This window comes from Pseudoflavonifractor sp. HCP28S3_F10, from assembly GCF_052065415.1.
In the GTDB taxonomy this organism is placed as follows: Bacteria; Bacillota; Clostridia; order Oscillospirales; family Oscillospiraceae; genus Pseudoflavonifractor_A.
In genome coordinates this window covers 113,018-128,860 of the sequence record NZ_JBQHUB010000002.1, presented here as the reverse complement: position 1 = coordinate 128,860, position 15,843 = coordinate 113,018, and the positions used below count along the sequence as shown (strand labels likewise).

The 15,843-nt window shown below is 58.2% G+C and carries 18 protein-coding genes and 1 tRNA gene; 15 read left to right on the top strand and 4 right to left on the bottom strand.

Translation table 11 applies throughout. The annotated features are described in order from the left end of the window. Positions 1-3 precede the first annotated feature (3 nt). From hisB to hisE, 6 genes are read left to right on the top strand one after another with little or no spacing between them, the layout of a single operon-like run. Positions 4-585 (top strand): imidazoleglycerol-phosphate dehydratase HisB, encoded by a 582-nt coding sequence (hisB, locus tag ACTNBZ_RS02205; RefSeq protein ID WP_441208011.1) that lies wholly within the window; start codon positions 4-6, stop codon positions 583-585. After that, complete coding sequence (hisH, locus tag ACTNBZ_RS02200) at positions 582-1,190, top strand: imidazole glycerol phosphate synthase subunit HisH (protein WP_441208010.1); 609 nt, start codon at positions 582-584, stop codon at positions 1,188-1,190. Before hisB ends, hisH begins: the two co-directional genes overlap by 4 nt. Further along, a complete protein-coding gene (gene hisA, locus ACTNBZ_RS02195; protein ID WP_441208009.1) occupies positions 1,187-1,909 on the top strand; it encodes a 1-(5-phosphoribosyl)-5-[(5-phosphoribosylamino)methylideneamino]imidazole-4-carboxamide isomerase in 723 nt (240 codons plus the stop codon). The genes hisH and hisA overlap by 4 nt, the downstream gene beginning before the upstream one ends. Further along, on the top strand, positions 1,903-2,658 hold the full coding sequence (gene hisF / locus ACTNBZ_RS02190) for an imidazole glycerol phosphate synthase subunit HisF (RefSeq protein ID WP_441208008.1): 756 nt from the start codon (positions 1,903-1,905) through the stop codon (positions 2,656-2,658). The genes hisA and hisF overlap by 7 nt, the downstream gene beginning before the upstream one ends. 4 nt (positions 2,659-2,662) lie before the next feature. After that, positions 2,663-3,001: a phosphoribosyl-AMP cyclohydrolase gene (hisI, locus tag ACTNBZ_RS02185; RefSeq protein ID WP_441208007.1), complete on the top strand. Its 339-nt coding sequence runs from the start codon at positions 2,663-2,665 to the stop codon at positions 2,999-3,001. Continuing rightward, positions 2,998-3,333 (top strand): phosphoribosyl-ATP diphosphatase, encoded by a 336-nt coding sequence (gene hisE, locus ACTNBZ_RS02180; RefSeq protein WP_441208006.1) that lies wholly within the window; start codon positions 2,998-3,000, stop codon positions 3,331-3,333. Before hisI ends, hisE begins: the two co-directional genes overlap by 4 nt. 83 nt (positions 3,334-3,416) lie before the next feature. Here hisE and ACTNBZ_RS02175 read toward each other — a convergent pair whose 3' ends face one another. The 3 genes from ACTNBZ_RS02175 to ACTNBZ_RS02165 are packed head-to-tail and all read right to left on the bottom strand — an operon-like array spanning position 3,417 to position 5,219. Further along, positions 3,417-3,668: a hypothetical protein gene (locus tag ACTNBZ_RS02175; RefSeq protein ID WP_441208005.1), complete on the bottom strand. Its 252-nt coding sequence runs from the start codon at positions 3,666-3,668 to the stop codon at positions 3,417-3,419. A 17-nt stretch (positions 3,669-3,685) separates the two neighbouring features. Continuing rightward, a complete protein-coding gene (locus ACTNBZ_RS02170) occupies positions 3,686-4,816 on the bottom strand; it encodes a peptidoglycan-binding protein (RefSeq protein ID WP_441208004.1) in 1,131 nt (376 codons plus the stop codon). 13 nt (positions 4,817-4,829) lie between these two features. Next, positions 4,830-5,219 (bottom strand): spore cortex-lytic protein, encoded by a 390-nt coding sequence (locus tag ACTNBZ_RS02165; RefSeq protein ID WP_441208003.1) that lies wholly within the window; start codon positions 5,217-5,219, stop codon positions 4,830-4,832. Between the two features lie 143 nt (positions 5,220-5,362). Between ACTNBZ_RS02165 and ACTNBZ_RS02160 the strand changes: the two genes are divergently transcribed. From ACTNBZ_RS02160 to ACTNBZ_RS02125, 8 genes are all read left to right on the top strand, one after another. Then, positions 5,363-5,439: transfer RNA gene (locus tag ACTNBZ_RS02160), tRNA-Pro, on the top strand. Between the two features lie 233 nt (positions 5,440-5,672). Then, on the top strand, positions 5,673-6,245 hold the full coding sequence (locus ACTNBZ_RS02155) for a hypothetical protein (protein ID WP_441208002.1): 573 nt from the start codon (positions 5,673-5,675) through the stop codon (positions 6,243-6,245). A 192-nt stretch (positions 6,246-6,437) separates the two neighbouring features. Next, positions 6,438-6,872, top strand: coding sequence for a hypothetical protein (locus tag ACTNBZ_RS02150; protein ID WP_441208001.1), 435 nt, complete (start codon positions 6,438-6,440; stop codon positions 6,870-6,872). Positions 6,873-7,090: 218 nt separating this feature from the next. Next, the gene (locus ACTNBZ_RS02145) at positions 7,091-7,678 is read left to right on the top strand and encodes a hypothetical protein (RefSeq protein WP_441208000.1); all 588 of its coding nucleotides are present in this window, start codon (positions 7,091-7,093) and stop codon (positions 7,676-7,678) included. Between the two features lie 203 nt (positions 7,679-7,881). Beyond that, entirely contained in the window at positions 7,882-8,595 is a 714-nt protein-coding gene (locus ACTNBZ_RS02140) for a DUF421 domain-containing protein (protein WP_441207999.1), read from the top strand. Between the two features lie 214 nt (positions 8,596-8,809). Continuing rightward, entirely contained in the window at positions 8,810-12,490 is a 3,681-nt protein-coding gene (locus tag ACTNBZ_RS02135) for a multicopper oxidase domain-containing protein (protein WP_441207998.1), read from the top strand. Positions 12,491-12,696: 206 nt separating this feature from the next. After that, positions 12,697-14,001: an FAD-dependent oxidoreductase gene (locus ACTNBZ_RS02130; RefSeq protein ID WP_441207997.1), complete on the top strand. Its 1,305-nt coding sequence runs from the start codon at positions 12,697-12,699 to the stop codon at positions 13,999-14,001. Between the two features lie 86 nt (positions 14,002-14,087). Continuing rightward, positions 14,088-14,420 (top strand): cupin domain-containing protein, encoded by a 333-nt coding sequence (locus tag ACTNBZ_RS02125; protein WP_441207996.1) that lies wholly within the window; start codon positions 14,088-14,090, stop codon positions 14,418-14,420. Between the two features lie 75 nt (positions 14,421-14,495). Here ACTNBZ_RS02125 and ACTNBZ_RS02120 read toward each other — a convergent pair whose 3' ends face one another. Beyond that, positions 14,496-14,894: a metal-dependent transcriptional regulator gene (locus ACTNBZ_RS02120; protein WP_441207995.1), complete on the bottom strand. Its 399-nt coding sequence runs from the start codon at positions 14,892-14,894 to the stop codon at positions 14,496-14,498. A 238-nt stretch (positions 14,895-15,132) separates the two neighbouring features. On the opposite strand from ACTNBZ_RS02120, the gene safA reads away from it, so the two are divergent. Next, the gene (gene safA, locus ACTNBZ_RS02115) at positions 15,133-15,738 is read left to right on the top strand and encodes a SafA/ExsA family spore coat assembly protein (protein ID WP_441207994.1); all 606 of its coding nucleotides are present in this window, start codon (positions 15,133-15,135) and stop codon (positions 15,736-15,738) included. Positions 15,739-15,843 lie beyond the last annotated feature (105 nt).

Here is a 15,843-nt window from a genome sequence, read left to right as displayed (position 1 = left end):
ACTATGGCGCGCACCGCAGCCATCACCCGCACTACCAAGGAGACCGACATCCGCCTGTCCCTGTGTCTGGACGGGGGAGAGGTCCATATCTCCACGGGGATCGGGTTCTTCGACCATATGCTCACCGCATTTGCCTTTTATGCCGGCTTTGGCCTGGACCTGATCGTGAAGGGCGACCTGGAGGTGGACGGCCACCACACGGTGGAGGATACCGGCATCGTCCTGGGGCAGGCCCTCCGGCAGGCGCTGGGGGACAAACGGGGCATCCGGCGTTACGGCTCCTGCTATGTGCCCATGGACGAGGCCCTGTGCCTTACTGCCCTGGATTTCTCGGGCCGCTCCTTCCTGGTCTTTGACGCGGAGATGCCCCAGCCCATGATCGGTTCCTACGATTCCTGCCTCACGGAGGAATTCATGCGGGCGGTGGCCATGAATGCCGGTCTGACCCTGCATATGAAGGCGCTCTACGGCAAAAATGCCCACCACATCACCGAGGCCCTCTTCAAGTCCCTGGGTATGGCCATGAAGGACGCCGTAAAGGTGGAGGGCGGCGCTGTCACCTCCACCAAGGGGGTGCTGGGATGAGCTACACTGCCATCGTGGACTACGGCGTGGGCAACCTGAAAAGCGTCACCAACGCCATGAAATATCTGGGACTGGAGACCCGCATCACCAGCGACGCCGCCGAGTTGGAGCGGGCCGACGCCATCATCCTGCCCGGCGTGGGAGCCTTTCCCGATGCGGCGGAGCGCCTGCGGGGCCCCGGCCTGGACAAACTGGTCATCGGGCAGGCCGCGCGCAAGCCCATTCTGGGCATCTGCCTGGGGATGCAGCTGCTTTTCGACCGTGGCGAGGAAGTCCGGGACTGTAAAGGGCTTGGACTTGTCCATGGTTCTGTGGAGCGGATCCGGACCGATCTGAAGCTGCCTCACATCGGCTGGAACAGTCTGCGCTTTCCCAACGTGTCGCCCCTCTTTTCCGGTTTGGACGAGGGGTGCTTCGTCTACTTTGTCCATACCTTCTGCGGCAGGGCTGCCGATCCCGGTCAGGTCATTGCCGCCACCGACTACGGCACCGAGGTGGTGGCTGCCGTGCAGAGCGGGAACGTCTACGGCTGCCAGTTCCACCCGGAGAAGAGCGGCGAGGTGGGCCTGCATATCCTGAAGAATTTCGGAGGGCTGAACCGATGATCATTTTACCCGCCATTGACCTGAAAGACTGCAAAGTAGTTCGACTTTACAAAGGAGATTTTGCAACGGTCCATCAGGTGGCTGAGGACCCCATTGCCACGGCCGGGGCCTTCTATGACGCCGGGGCCCGCTATATCCATATGGTGGACTTGGACGGCGCGAAAGACGGGGTGCGCAGGAACGGCGCCATCGTGAAGACGGTGGCGGAGCAGTCCGGCCTGCGGGTGGAACTGGGGGGCGGCATCCGCTCCATGGCTGACCTGGAGGAGGTGTTCCGCCTTGGCGTTTACCGGGCCGTTATCGGCTCGGCCGCCGTCAGTGACCCGGATTTCGTCCGTGCCGCCGTGGAGCGCTACGGTGAGCGCATTGCCGTGGGCGTGGATACGCTGAACGGAAAGGTCAAGACCGCCGGCTGGGTGGAGGACTCCGGGCTGGATTATCTGGAGTTTGCAAAGTCTATGGAGTCAATGGGTGTAAGGACAATCATCTTTACAGATATTGATACTGACGGAGCCCTGTCGGGGCCTTCCTTTGCCCGGCTGGCCGAGCTGCAAAAGGTATATTCGGGGCAAATCGTGGCCTCAGGTGGCGTGTCGGTGCTGGAGGATATCGAGAAGCTCCATGCCATGGGGCTGTACGGCGCCATCATCGGCAAAGCCTACTATGCCGGGACCATCGATCTGGCCGCGGCAGTCAGGGAGGGGGGAACCCAGTGTTAGCCAAACGCATCATTCCTTGTCTGGACGTCCGGGACGGCCGGGTGGTCAAGGGGGTCAACTTCGTCAACATCCGGGACGCCGGCGACCCGGTGGAGCTGGCCAGATATTACTCCGACCAGGGGGCCGACGAGATCGTCTTTCTGGACATTACGGCCACGGTGGAGGCCCGCAAGACAGTGGCCGATATCGTGGAGCGCACCGCCAGCCAGGTTTTCGTGCCTCTGACGGTGGGCGGCGGCATCCGGACCGTGGAGGACTTTCAGCAGCTGCTGCGGGCGGGGGCCGACAAGATCTCGGTGAACTCGGCGGCGGTAGCCAATCCCCAGCTCATTGCTCAGGCGGCGGAGCGCTTCGGTTCCCAGTGCGTCGTGCTGGCGGTGGACGCCCGGGCCCGTGGGGACGGTACCTGGGAGGTGGTGGTGGCCGGAGGCCGCAAGCCAACGGGTATTGATCTCATCGACTGGGTGAAGCAGGGCGAGGCCCTGGGGGCAGGTGAGATCCTGCTCACCTCCATGAACACCGACGGCACCAAGGCGGGCTTCGACCTGGCCATGACCCGGGCCGTGGCCCAGGCGGTGGGCATCCCGGTGATCGCCTCCGGCGGCTGCGGCAGTCTGGAGCACTTCGCGGAGGTCTTTGAGGAGACCGGGTGCGATGCGGCGCTGGCCGCTTCGCTCTTCCATTTCGGGGAGCTGACCGTACCCCAGGTCAAGGACTATCTGCGCGGGCAGAATATCCCGGTGAGGTGATGAGATGAGCTTCGATTTAGACCAGCTTTTTCAAAAATCCGACTTAATTCCGGTGATCATCCAGGATGTTGACACGCTGGAGGTCCTGATGCTGGGCTTTACCAACCGTGAGGCGGTGGAGCTGACCTTGAAAACCGGGACCGCGTGGTTCTGGAGCCGAAGCCGGCAGAAGCTCTGGAACAAGGGGGAGAGCTCCGGCCATTTCCTGCATGTCAAGCGGGTGATGACCGACTGTGATACCGATACTCTGCTCTATTTCTGCAAGCCCGTGGGGCCTACCTGCCACACCGGCGCCCGGAGCTGCTTTTTCAACGAGATCGAACTGGAGGGAGACCAACTATGAACATGAGCAACGACACGCTGCGCAGCCTCTACCAGGTGGTGCTGGACCGGAAGAGCCATCCTCAGGAGGGCTCCTACACCTGCTACCTCTTTGAGCGGGGGCTGGACAAGATCCTGAAAAAGGTGGGGGAGGAGTCCGCCGAGACCATCATCGCCGCCAAGAACGGCAAGGAGAAGGAGACGGTGGGGGAAATCTCCGACCTCATTTATCACCTGATGGTGCTGATGGTGGCCCAGGATATCCCGCTGACCGCGGTCATGGACGAGCTGGACCGGCGGAGCCAGAAGATCGGAAACCTGAAGCAGTTCCACACCGTGGACCGTGAGAGCTGAGACAAAAAGCGGCGGCGCATGACTGCGCCGCCGCTCTGTTTTGCTGTAAGCGCATGGGCGCGTGAAGTGTTGTGTCCGCCGGGTCAGCCGTTGCCCCGGACCAGCCGCTGCAGCGCGGAGAGCCGCTGCATCAGCGCCTCGTCCAGAACGCCGTTCTGCGCCTGCCCCAGCATCCGCTGGAACCACTGGACGTTGCGCACCGACGGCCCCAGGTGCAGGCCGTTGACCGGGCCGGGCTCGATCCCGTCCAGATAGGGGCTCAGATCCAGAAAGGTGCGCTGAGCGTGGCTGCACACGTGACTGCGCATGCCGGGCTCAATGGGAGAAAAGATCATGGATTCACCTCCTTGTGTCAATACCGGCCTCCGGTAATGGTGGAGAGGGGGATCAGCCGGCTGTCCGAGACCAGAGTGGTGCGGATGCCCTCATAGGCCCGGGAGAGGGCGTCCCAGGTGGCGGCGTCCACAGCGCCGGTTTGGGGCAGACCTTCGCGCCGCTGGAAGGCCAATACCGCGTTTTGCGTTCCGGTCCCATATATACCGTCGATAGCCACGACGGGGACCTCGTCGTAAAACTCTGCAATGACCCGAAGCATGTACTGGATGACCTTTACACTGTCGCCCTGACTTCCAATGGCAAGCTGCCCTTCCGTGGGGACCTGGATCCGATAGAAGGTCTGCCCCTCACTGATGAGCTCCGCCAGATCGCGGATACCCACATAGAGGTAGACCAGCTTATACCAGGTCCCATTGCCCACCACGCCGTCCGGCGCCAGATTGAAGATCTGCTGAAATTTGCGGACGGACTGCTCGGTGGCCGAGCCAAAGACTCCGTCCACGGGCTGGATACGGGGGATGGCGGGGTAATCCCTGGCCACCTGATTGAGCATGACCTGGAGCTGGACCACCTTTTCACCGGAGCTGCCCCGGCGGAGGGGATAGCCGGGATAGGAATACTGGATGCCCATAACGGGGGTGTTGGGAACCAGCTCAATATCGTCGCCGTAGTAGCGGCGCAGGATATCCATGGAATTATAGCCCTGCTGGGCCAGCTCCTGGCTGCCCCATTGGGAGAGTCCGTCGCAGGTAACGGTGGTGCCATTGCAGAATTTGGCGGCCAGCGGCTCCACAAATCCTTTCCGCCGGATATAGGTGGTGAAGATCTCATCCACGATTTGTTCCACATTCTCGAAGAAGTTCCGCCCATTGATAAACTTCTGGTCGTAGGCGGTGCTGGAGGTAATGTTAAAGGGATACCCCCGGCTGGGATAATACTCGGTATAGACCCGGTTCAGGGCGAACGAGATGATAGCCAGGATGTTGGCCCGGAGGGCCGCAGGTTCCCAGGTGGGATAGATCTCGCTGGAGGCCACGTTTTTTACATAGTCGGGGAAAGAAACGGTGACGTTTTCCGCGTTGGACTGGGGCGGTCCCAGATGTACGGTGATATACTGTGGAATATAGGGCGTTACAACAGTCGGCATACGGACCTCCTTTCTACAGGTCCTGAGGTGTGACGAAGGAGACATCGGTGTCTTGAAGCTGGGCCCGGGTCTGGGGGAGGGGAATGAGTTCGATATCCTGAACGGTCTCCACACCCGGAAAGATCTGGACATCCCGGATGCTGCTGAGCTCGTAGCCAGGCGCCTCGGCCCAGATATCACAGACCGCGAAGGGCGTCGGGCCGCCGGGGCTGGTGCCGTCGATAACCGGCGGAGTGGAAATGCGCACAGGGGCCGTCATCCCGCTGGTGTCCGTCATGCGGAGGGCCAATAGGGTCCGTTTGCCGTCGGGGGCGTCCTGAGTGAATGCGACCATCGCACCCGCCAGAGGCAGACGGGCTTGTGAGGTGAATACGCGGGTGATGATAGTGCCATTTGCAGTCAAGGGGCATTCCTCCTTTTGTGCCAGCCTATGCCGCAGAATAAAAATGTGTGTGCGGCAAAAAAAGAGGAAAAAGCACTTGCAAAGGAAGATGGGATGTGTTATATTATATAAGCTGTCTGGGACAGAGAGACAAAATTGAATATCCGGGTGTGGCGAAGTTTGGTATCGCGCTTGAATGGGGTTCAAGAGGCCGCTGGTTCGAATCCAGTCACTCGGACCACGCCGCCGCAAGCTTTATATCGCTTGCGGCGACTTTTTTATGCGTTGCATCAAAAAGTCATCTCGCGCTCACGCCGTTGCTCCTCCTTTCCAAATCGAACCCATTTCGTTGGGCTTCGATTTGGTGAGCTGTGACCGGAAAGCTCAGATCCTATAATTACACTCCGACCAAGGGTAAATCCTTATAGGATTTACCTTTTTTCTTACCTTAAAGAAACACACGGAGGAGTTTGCATGCACCTTCATAACGAAAAATATGCAGTGCTCACTAGTGTTGAGGAGCAGCCGTTTCTTGACCAATATGATATCGTGCATAATACAGAGAAAATAGATACCAATGGCTATTTTATGACACGCACATTTCGTATTACCCGTTTGGATGGGCATTCGTTAAAGATAGCGCTCCTCGACTTAATATGTTCAAATTATGAGCCTTATGCTGCCTTGGAGGGAAATATTCTAACAACGATCCTATTTGATTCTATTGTCAGAATTGATATGGATACCGGCCTTATCATCCAATACGAAAAATGCGATAACATAGGAGGCTTATTCGAAATACATCCTATTGATGGTGGATATTTAATTTGGGGCGAAGGAGAAATTTTTCGTTACGACTCACATCTTAAACAGATTTGGAGTTTCTCTGGACGGGATATTCTTGTTTCCCTTCATTCGAAACAACACTTCTGGATAGATGATAACCAGATCCACTGTCGGGACTTCTTGGGTTGGCATTACATCCTGGATTTGGATGGAAACCTGATCGCAGATTTCCGCGAATTTGGAGATTCTGAAACCCTATAATTACACTCCAATCCAAAATCGACAGGTTTCGATGAGAAGCCTGTCGATTTGTTTTTATATACCCAATGCTCTATGCAGCGCCTTACCCGGAAATTGGTGTCAATACTGTCCAAGCTTCGCTGTTGGGCCAGAGAATAAAGAATGCAAAACTGTACAGACTAACTTCATCTTACTAAAGGGGCTCAATTTTCTATGATTGAACAGGACACGATAAAACTGCTTCGGGAATGTGACGCAGGCGTTAAAATGGGGGTCGCATCCATTGATGATGTTCTTGATCAAGTGCACAGTGGTGCACTTAAGCAATATCTGACGGAGTGCAAAAAGAAACACGAAAAGCTAAAGGATGAGATTCAGGCCCTCCTGGAAAAATACCATGATGATGGAAAAGAGCCACCCCCCATTGCCAAGGGGATGTCTTGGATTAAAACCAGCATGAAAATGGGGATGAATAACTCCGATCAGACGATTGCAGACCTGATGACAGATGGCTGTAATATGGGTGTCAAATCGCTGAACAAGTATCTAAACCAATATGAGGCAGCAGATGAAGTTTCCAAGGATATTGCGAAACGGCTGATCAATTTGGAAGAACAGCTTGCCGTGGACATTCGCAAATTTTTATAAGCGGTAATTCTCTTGTTTTTTCATTTTCAGGATAAAAATCTCTTGCCTGCTGCCTGCAAACCATTGATATGACTGATTTTTTCCAGATCCTATAATTACACTCCGACCAAACAATGATAATCCGAACTACATTATCCAAGTGGGTAGTGTGTTCGGATTTATCATTTCTATTGAGAATATATTTTAGCGCTAAAGGGCAGGAAGAAAAATTCCTGCCCTTGCTTTATTCTAAATTCTTAAATATAATAAATACATCCTATCTGATTATTGTGGGGGAAATGATGATTATTCCGGGTCTTATAGCCGTACTATCCATTCTATTCCTTTGGTTGCTGTTTTTAGTGGTTCCCATTTGGCTTTTGGGAATTATGTTATGCAGAGAAAACGCATGGTGGAATGAAAAAGATAAAATTCAAAAGTATATTGAAATAAACTCTCCCAGGGCTTCAAAATATTTAATTGGACAGCACAGCGGATACAGTACTCGCATCCGAACAAATATTCCGTTGTGCTATAATCAGTATCTCATCAATAAGTATCCCTCCCGCTTATCAGCACTTGGCATTGCCGATTATGCGGTCACGACTGTTATTGCAGCATGGTATGCTGTAGGAATTACTGCATACTTTTTCTTGGGATGGTTTAATAATCCCATGTTGCCGTCTGGTATCATCTTGCTGATGATTCATGCTGTTTTCTTTGTAATATTGCATGGATGGAACAAATCCCGTGTTAAGTGGGATGAATATGAAGTCATTTCCAGGAAAGACCTAAAAGCCAGAAAACGAACGGACAAATTTAGATAAGGCGGGGACATCGTTTGAGATGTTCCCGCCTTTGTTATGCCTGTTTCTGTTGCTCGGTTTCCCGCTGTTTCTTCCACTCTGCAAACTCCCGCTGTCCTTCCTCACTCCCGAAAAAACGCCTGTATCTCCGGGAGCAGGACACGGAGACTCAGCGTATGTTTTGACGGAGGCCGGGCCAGAATAGAGGAAAAGGGGGCTGACGCATGAGTTTTCTGATCCTTTGCCTGACGGCGCTGGGCTCTTTCGGCGCGCTGTTTCTGGTGGCCAAATTCATCGGGCACAAACAGATCGCCCAGCTGGATTTTTTCGACTATATCACGGGGATCACCATCGGCTCCATCGCGGCGGAGATGGCCACGGAGCTGGAGGAACCCTGGAAGCCGCTGACCGCCATGGCGATATACGGCGGCGTCACCCTGCTGCTGAGCATCATGGCCAACAAATTTCCGCGGGCGCGCAAGTATCTCAACGGCACGCCCACCATCCTCATGGACCACGGAAAGCTGTACCGGGAAAACCTGAAAAAGGCCAAGCTGGACCTGAGCGAGTTCATGGTCATGTGCAGGCAGCAGGGATACTTTGACCTGACGGGGATCCAGACCGCGGTTTACGAGTATAACGGAAAACTCACCATCCTTCCGGTGAGCAGTCAGCGTCCCGCCACGCCCAACGACATGGGCCTGGCGCCGGAGCAGGAGCTGCTTTTTACCGAGTTGATCATGGATGGCCGCATCCTAGAGGACAATTTGAAGCGCATGGGACTGGACAGGACCTGGCTGGACAAACAGCTCAACCAGCGCCATATCCACTCGGCGCGGGATGTTTTCCTGGCGGTCTGTGACCGGAACCAGAACTTCGTTCTCTACGGGATGGACCACGGCGAGCCGGGCGGAAAGAAGCCGCGCCGCGGGAAATAGGGGGACGATACCGTCTGCCCCATCGGCAATACCAGATATTTTGGCAAAAACCTGTACTCTGCGGAGCGTACAGGTTTTTCTTTTTGCACCGGCAGGACGGCGGCCGCCGGGGCGGGAAGGGAACACCCTTCCGTAACCAAGCGGCATAGAATAGGGTACACGGCGGTCGGATGTCATCGAATGCCGTGCAGTAACACGCAAGGAGAGCAGTTCTATGCTGGAATTATCCAATTATCCGAATACCGGACAAACCCGGGTCTATGATATAGAGGCCATCTCTCTTCCCATTGTCTACAACAAGTTCGGCGACCACGATCCCAACGGGATGATGTATGTGCTCAAGCAGGACTCTGAGCGGATCCGGCGGGAGGCACGCAGGCGCTTCGAGCTGCCCGTGCCCCAGCCCTATGAGGAGGTACGCCCGCTGGTCATCCGGGCCAATGTGGGCGACACGGTCCAGATCAACTTTGAGAACAGGCTGGGCCGCCGGGCCTCCATCCACGTGCAGGGCCTGCCTTATAATATCCTGACCTCCGACGGCGCCAACGTGGGGGAGAACCCGGACTCCACCACCGGCGGCCGCATCCGCTACACCTGGCAGGCCGACCGGGAGGGGGTCTATCTCTTTTCCGACATGGCAGACACCCGCAGCGGCGAGGACGGCACCAATGTCCACGGCCTGTTCGGGGCCATCATCGTGGAGTCGGCCGGGTCCTCCTGGTACGATCCGGTGACAGGTGAATCCATCGACAGCGGTCTGTTCGCCGACATTTACCACCCCGCGAAACCGGCCTTCCGGGAATACGCTGTGTTCTTCCACGACGAGCTGGAGATCCTGAACAAAGACAACCAGCCGCCCACGGATCCCCACACGGGCCTTCCCAACGGCACCACGGCCATCAGCTACCGCTCCGAGCCCATGCGCAACCGCCTGCCCCTGGACCACCACTACGCCGACCCCGCCGATACGGCGGAGGACATCTCCATGAGCTCCTGGGCCTATGGGGACCCTGCGCCTCCCATCCTCCGGGCCTACGTGGGGGACCCGTCCAAGATCCGGCTCATCCACGGCGGCGTGAAAGAGACCCATGTGTTCCACCTCCACAACCACCAGTGGCGGCTGGAGCCGGAGGACCCCAAGTCCACCATCATCGACTCCATCTCCATCAGCCCCCAGGAGTGCTACACGCTGGATATCCTCTACGGCGCGGGCAGTCTCAACGGGATGATCGGGGACGCCATCTTCCACTGCCACCTCTACCCCCACTTTCATGAGGGGATGTGGACCCTGTGGCGGGTGTTCGACCGCCTGCAGGACGGCAGCGGGACCTACCCGGACGGTACGCCCATCGAAAACCTGACACCTCTGGGAGACCGTCCCCTCCCGCCGCCAAGGGACGAACTGCACCCCGGATATCCCAACTTTGTGGCGGGGACCTTCGGAGAGGAGCCCCTTCAGCCGCCTCTGGGTGTCCTGACACCGGAAGGGGAGCCCACACGAGAGCCAACCCCTCTGGAAGAGGCCAACTTCGTGGAGAATTTCGCGCCCGGGGCCCTGTATACCGAGACCTGTCCCTGCGATACACCGGAAGATATCAAGATCTTTGATATCGCGGCGGTACAGGCGAAAGTGGTCTACAACAAATATGGCTGGCACGATCCCCAGGGCCGCTTCTTTGTCCTCAAGGAGGACATTGAAAAGGAGGGGAATCTGGACGGCTATCTGGCCAAGGTGGAGCGGGGAGAGATCCGTCCGGAGCCGCTGGTCCTCCGGGCCAACGCCGGGGACTGCATTGAGGTGCGGCTTACCAACTTCCTTCCCGAGCGCATTGAGGCCAGCGCCTTTCAGTTGGAGACCATCACCGATATCGTGGGCTTCCACATCCATCTGGTGAAGTTCGACACCATCGTCTCTGACGGTGCGGCCAACGGCTGGAACAATATCGCCGGGGCCCGGCAGTACGAGACCCTCATCGAGCGGTTCTTCGCCAACGAGGAGCTCAACGCCGTCTTTTTCCATGACCATCTGTTTGCCAACGTTCACCAGCAGCACGGATTGTTCGGCGCCCTCCTGGTGGAGCCCGCCGGGGCGGAGTTCCTGGACCCCGAGACGTGGGAGCCGCTGAAAAGGGGCACAAAAGCCGTTATCCGCACCGCCGACGGCAAAATGCACCGGGAATTCGTCCTGGCCCTCCACGACTTTGCCCTGCTCTTTGACGGGGAGGGGAGACCCCTCAATCCACCGGAGCACCCCGGCTCCGACGATGACCCCGGGGTCATGGGCATCAACTACCGCTGCGAGCCCATGCCAGAGCGGCTGAAGATCAAAAACGACCCCGCCCACATCTTCAGCTCCTTCTGCTACGGCGACCCGGCTACCCCCGTCCTGGAGACCTACCCAGGCGAGCCCATGGTCATCCGCCTGCTGGACGGCGCCCACGAGGAGCAGCACATTCTGAATATCACAGGCCTCCCCTGGCGCAAGGAGATCACCGACCCGGTGTCTCCTCTGGTCCAGTCCCAGACCATCGGTATCTCCGAGGCCTTCAACCTCCGCATCGACGAGCCCTACGGCGCCGGGGACTATCTCTATTATTCCGGCGGCATCGACGACCTGTGGCTGGGCCTGTGGGGTATCCTCCGGGTCCATGCCGCCCCACGGAAGGACCTGCCGCCCCTGTGCGGTATCCGGCCGGTCGCCGCCCCACGGACGCCGCCGCCCGGCGCGGTGGTGCGGAAATTTGAGGTGGCCGCCATCCAGAAGAACCTCTGCTACAACCGTTTCGGCGACCACGACCCGGAGGGGCTGCTGTTCGTTCCTCTGGATCAGGCCAAAGATATCATGTGCGGCCGCAAAAGGCCTGTTCCGCTCATCCTCCGGGTCAACGCGGGAGACTGGGTGGAGGTCACCCTCCATAATCTCTTCGACCCGGATGTGCCCATCCGCTGGAACAGCTACCCCTCCGTGCCGGTGGACCTTCCCCACAGACCCGGGGACCGGGTATCCCTCAATCCCCAGTTTTTGAAGTACGATCCGGTGGCGTCCTCCGGCGTCAATGTGGGCTATAACCCGGCGGAGCAGACCGCCGGGCCCGGGGAGTGTGTCCGCTACCTGTGGCACGCCGACCGGGAGTACGGCGCCTGTCTGCTCACCTCCTTCGGCGACCTGCGCAACCACCGGCACCACGGGCTTTTCGGCGCCGTCATCGTGGAGCCGGCAGGGGCAAGGCATTACAGCGGCGTCTGCCCGGCGGAGGAAAACCACGGGGAGACGGCGGTCATCACCGCGCCGGGTACGGAGACTTTCCGGGAATTCGTCCTCTTCGCCCACAACGGTATCCGCATGCTGGACCGGGAGGGAGATCTCATCAAGACCACGGAGCAGGGGCCGGAAGGCGCCCACGGCGCCCCCGACCACGAGGACACGGGAGAGAAGGGGTACAACTACCGCTCGGAGCGGTTTTTCAACCGTCTCCAGCGCGTCCCCCTCATCTACAAGGTCTTCGACTCCAAGGTCCACGGCGACCCGGCCACGCCGGTGTTCCGGGCCTATGCCGGCGAGCGGGTGATCTTCCGTCTGCTGATGCCGGCGGATAAGCCCCGGAACATCAGCTTTGTCCTCCACGGCCACCGCTGGCGGGCCCAGCCGGAAGACCCGTTTACCCGGGTCATTCCCATCCAGGGGGCGGTCAGCGTGGGCAGCGTGTTCAACATCGAGCCGGAGCGGACCCAATGCCCCGGCGACTATCTCTACCGCTCCGGTTCCCTGCGGTGGGACGTGGAGTCCGGCATGTGGGGGATCTTCCGCGTCATGAGTCATAATATCCGCTATCACTGCGAAAACGCCTGCCGGAGCATGCGGCAGTGGTGGGAAAAGCGGTGGCAGAAAGAGTGAGCCGCCCGGCGGAACAGGACGTGGAACGCGTGCGCGGCGTTTGAGCCGGTCAGAGTACGAAACGTCCAGTGCCCTTTTGGAGAATACGCGGCGACAGCGTGGATCTGCCATGCCTTTTGTGACGACCGGCCGGGCATCGCCGGAAAATGCCTCATGCGTGTGCGATAATCAGTCCATGTCTGCGCATACTAAAAGTGGTGATAGACATGATTGATTCTGTATGGGCGGATGCGGCGGCGCTGCCGGCCTTTCCGCACCTGGAGCATGACACAACGACCGATGTGCTGATCATAGGCGGGGGAATGGCGGGGCTTCTGTGCGCGTATGCCATGGCGCAGGCCAACATTGACTGCCTTCTCATCGAGGCAGATACCATATGTTCCGGAATCTCCCGGAATACCACGGCAAAGCTCACGTCCCAGCACGGCCTGATCTACGATAAGCTCATCCGGGAATTCGACGTGGAAGCGGCCGGCATGTACTGGCGGGCCAATGAGGCGGCGCTGGAGCGGTACCGGCAGCTGGCCGGGACCATCCCCTGCGATTTTGAGACAAAGGACGCCTTTGTATACTCCACCGATCAGGCCGGCAAGCTGGAGCGTGAGATGCGCGCGCTGGAGCGCATCGGCGCCCGCGCTCAATACAGGGACAGGCTGCCGCTGCCCATTCCCACAGCCGGGGGTATCCGGTTTGAGGATCAGGCCCAGTTCCATCCCCTGAAATTTGCCGCCGGTCTGGCCCGGGGACTCAACATCCGGGAGCACACGGCGGCCCGCTCCTTTGCGGGGAACACCGTGCGCACCGACTATGGCAGGATCAGGGCTCAGGCTATCGTGATCGCCACGCATTTTCCCATCATCAACAAGCACGGCGGCTATTTTTTGAAGCTCTATCAGCACCGCTCCTATGTGCTCGCCCTGGAGGGCGCGCAGGAGCTGGACGGGATGTATGTGGACGAGGCAGACGACGGCCTTTCCTTTCGGAACTATGGCCCTCTTCTGCTCCTGGGCGGCGGGGCCCACCGCACCGGAAAGCGGGGAAGAGGCTGGGGGGCGCCGGAGGATTTTGCCCGGGAGCATTACCCAGATGCCCGGGAGGTCTGCCGCTGGGCCACCCAGGACTGCATGACTCTGGACGGTGTTCCTTATATCGGACGCTATGGTAAGCATACGCCCGGCCTCTATGTGGCCACAGGCTTCAATAAATGGGGGATGACATCCTCCATGGCGGCGGCCATGCTCCTGAGCGATCTTATCCAGGGAAAAGAGAATCCCTGGGCCGCTGTATTCTCTCCGTCCCGGACAATGCTGCGGCCTCAGCTGGCAGTCAACGCGGCGGAAGCTGCCGTAAACCTGCTCACGCCTTCCGCGCCCCGCTGCCCCCATATGGGCTGCGCGCTGAAATGGAATCCGCAGGAACGCTCGTGGGATTGTCCCTGTCATGGCTCGCGGTTTTCCGGGGACGGAGCGTTGCTGGATAACCCCGCCACGGGGGATCTGAAACGAAAATAAAGACGAAGCGGACACAACCTGCCGGCTGGAGACGGAAGCCTTCGAGCTGCTGCAGACCACATCGAATGACTGAGGAGGACAACATGATGGAAGTTCTGATCAAAAACATGGAGAGAGCTGTCCCGGTGGCCCTGAAGGACCAGGTGGAGTATGAGCCGGGCAAGGTGGTCAGCAAGACGCTGGCCCAGCGCCCGTATTCAGGCGTCACGCTGTTCGCGTTTGACGCGGGGGAGGGGATCAACACCCATGCGGCCCCGGGGGACGCCATGGCTTTTATCCTGGAGGGGACCGCCCGGATCACCATCTATGATGAAGCGTATACCGTCTCGGCGGGAGAGGCCATTGTCATGCCGGTGGGAGCCCCCCATGCGGTGAAAGCCGAGACCCGGTCCAAAATGATGCTCACGCTGATCTGCTGACCGCAGGCGTCACGGCCGAGAGGATGTATCGGGAGAAAAATAAACGCACAGATGCGAAGCATCTGTGCGTTTATTTCAGTCCGGATCAGAATTTCGCTGGGTCCGGTCCTGTTTCCCCATCGCGTGCTGGATGATCTTTTCAAAGGTCTCGTCGCTCAGGTCGTGCTCCATCTTGCAGGCATCGGCCGCCGCCACATCCTCGCTGACGCCCAGCTGGACCAGGAACCGGGTGAGCAGGCGGTGGCGCTCGTAGATGCGCTGGGCAATGGCCTCGCCGGGAGGCAGCAGTGTGATATAGCCCGCCGGGTCCATCTCGATATATCCGTTTTCTCTCAGCCGCTTCATGGCAATGCTGACGCTGGGCTTGCTGTAGCCCCGCTCGTGCACGATGTCGATGGAGCGGACAAGGCCAAGACGTTCTTTCAGGATCAAAATGGCCTCCAGATAATCTTCTGCAGATTCGTGAATGTTCATAAAAGCTCTCCCCGATGCTCCGTGTTTCCTAATAGACTACCACAAAAGAGCAAAAAAGGCAAGAAAGTTTGAGAAACAGGTCGTGAACGGCTCCATTTTTGGGAAGCGGAATGATTTACCTTTGAAAAATGGTTACAAATCGGTTACAATTCTTCTGGCTTCGCGAGGCAGTTACCGTTTTATCCGGCGGCCCCCGCGCCTGTGGGGGGCCGCATGTACTTCAGTCAGGAGGTCCTGTGTGAAAAAATTGATTTCTCTTTGTACCGCGCTGTTTCTGGTGCTTGCGTGCACGCTCCCTGCGTCTGCGGCCGGCGTCACCCACACAGTGGCGGCGGGCGACACCATGTGGAAGCTGGCAGTGAGATACCAGGTGGGAACACGTGAGATCATTGACGCCAACCCTCAGATCCCTGATCCCGATCTGATCTACCCGGGGCAGGTACTTACCATCCCCCAGCTGGATCCCACTGTGGTCTCCTTCGAGCGGGAGGTCATCCGGCTGGTAAATGAGATCCGGGTCCAAAACGGTCTCAAGCCGCTGACAGAGCACTGGGAGCTCTCCCGTGTGGCCCGCTACAAGTCCCAGGACATGGTGGACAACCGCTATTTCTCCCATACCAGCCCTACCTACGGAAGTCCGTTCCAGATGATAAAAGCCTTTGGACTCTCGTTCCGTACGGCGGGTGAAAACATCGCGTACGGACAGCGGACGCCTCAGGCCGTGGTGAACGCCTGGATGAACTCCAGCGGACACCGCGCCAACATCCTCAACGCCTCTTACACCCAGATCGGCGTGGGCTACGTGGCTGCCGGACACTATTGGACCCAGATGTTCATTGGCTGAGCCGGATATTCTCCCGGCCATGGGGCAGACTACTTTTTGAGGTGATACGATGCCCAAAAAGGGAATGGCAAGGCCGGACTGGACGCACACAAAGCCCAGAAATGA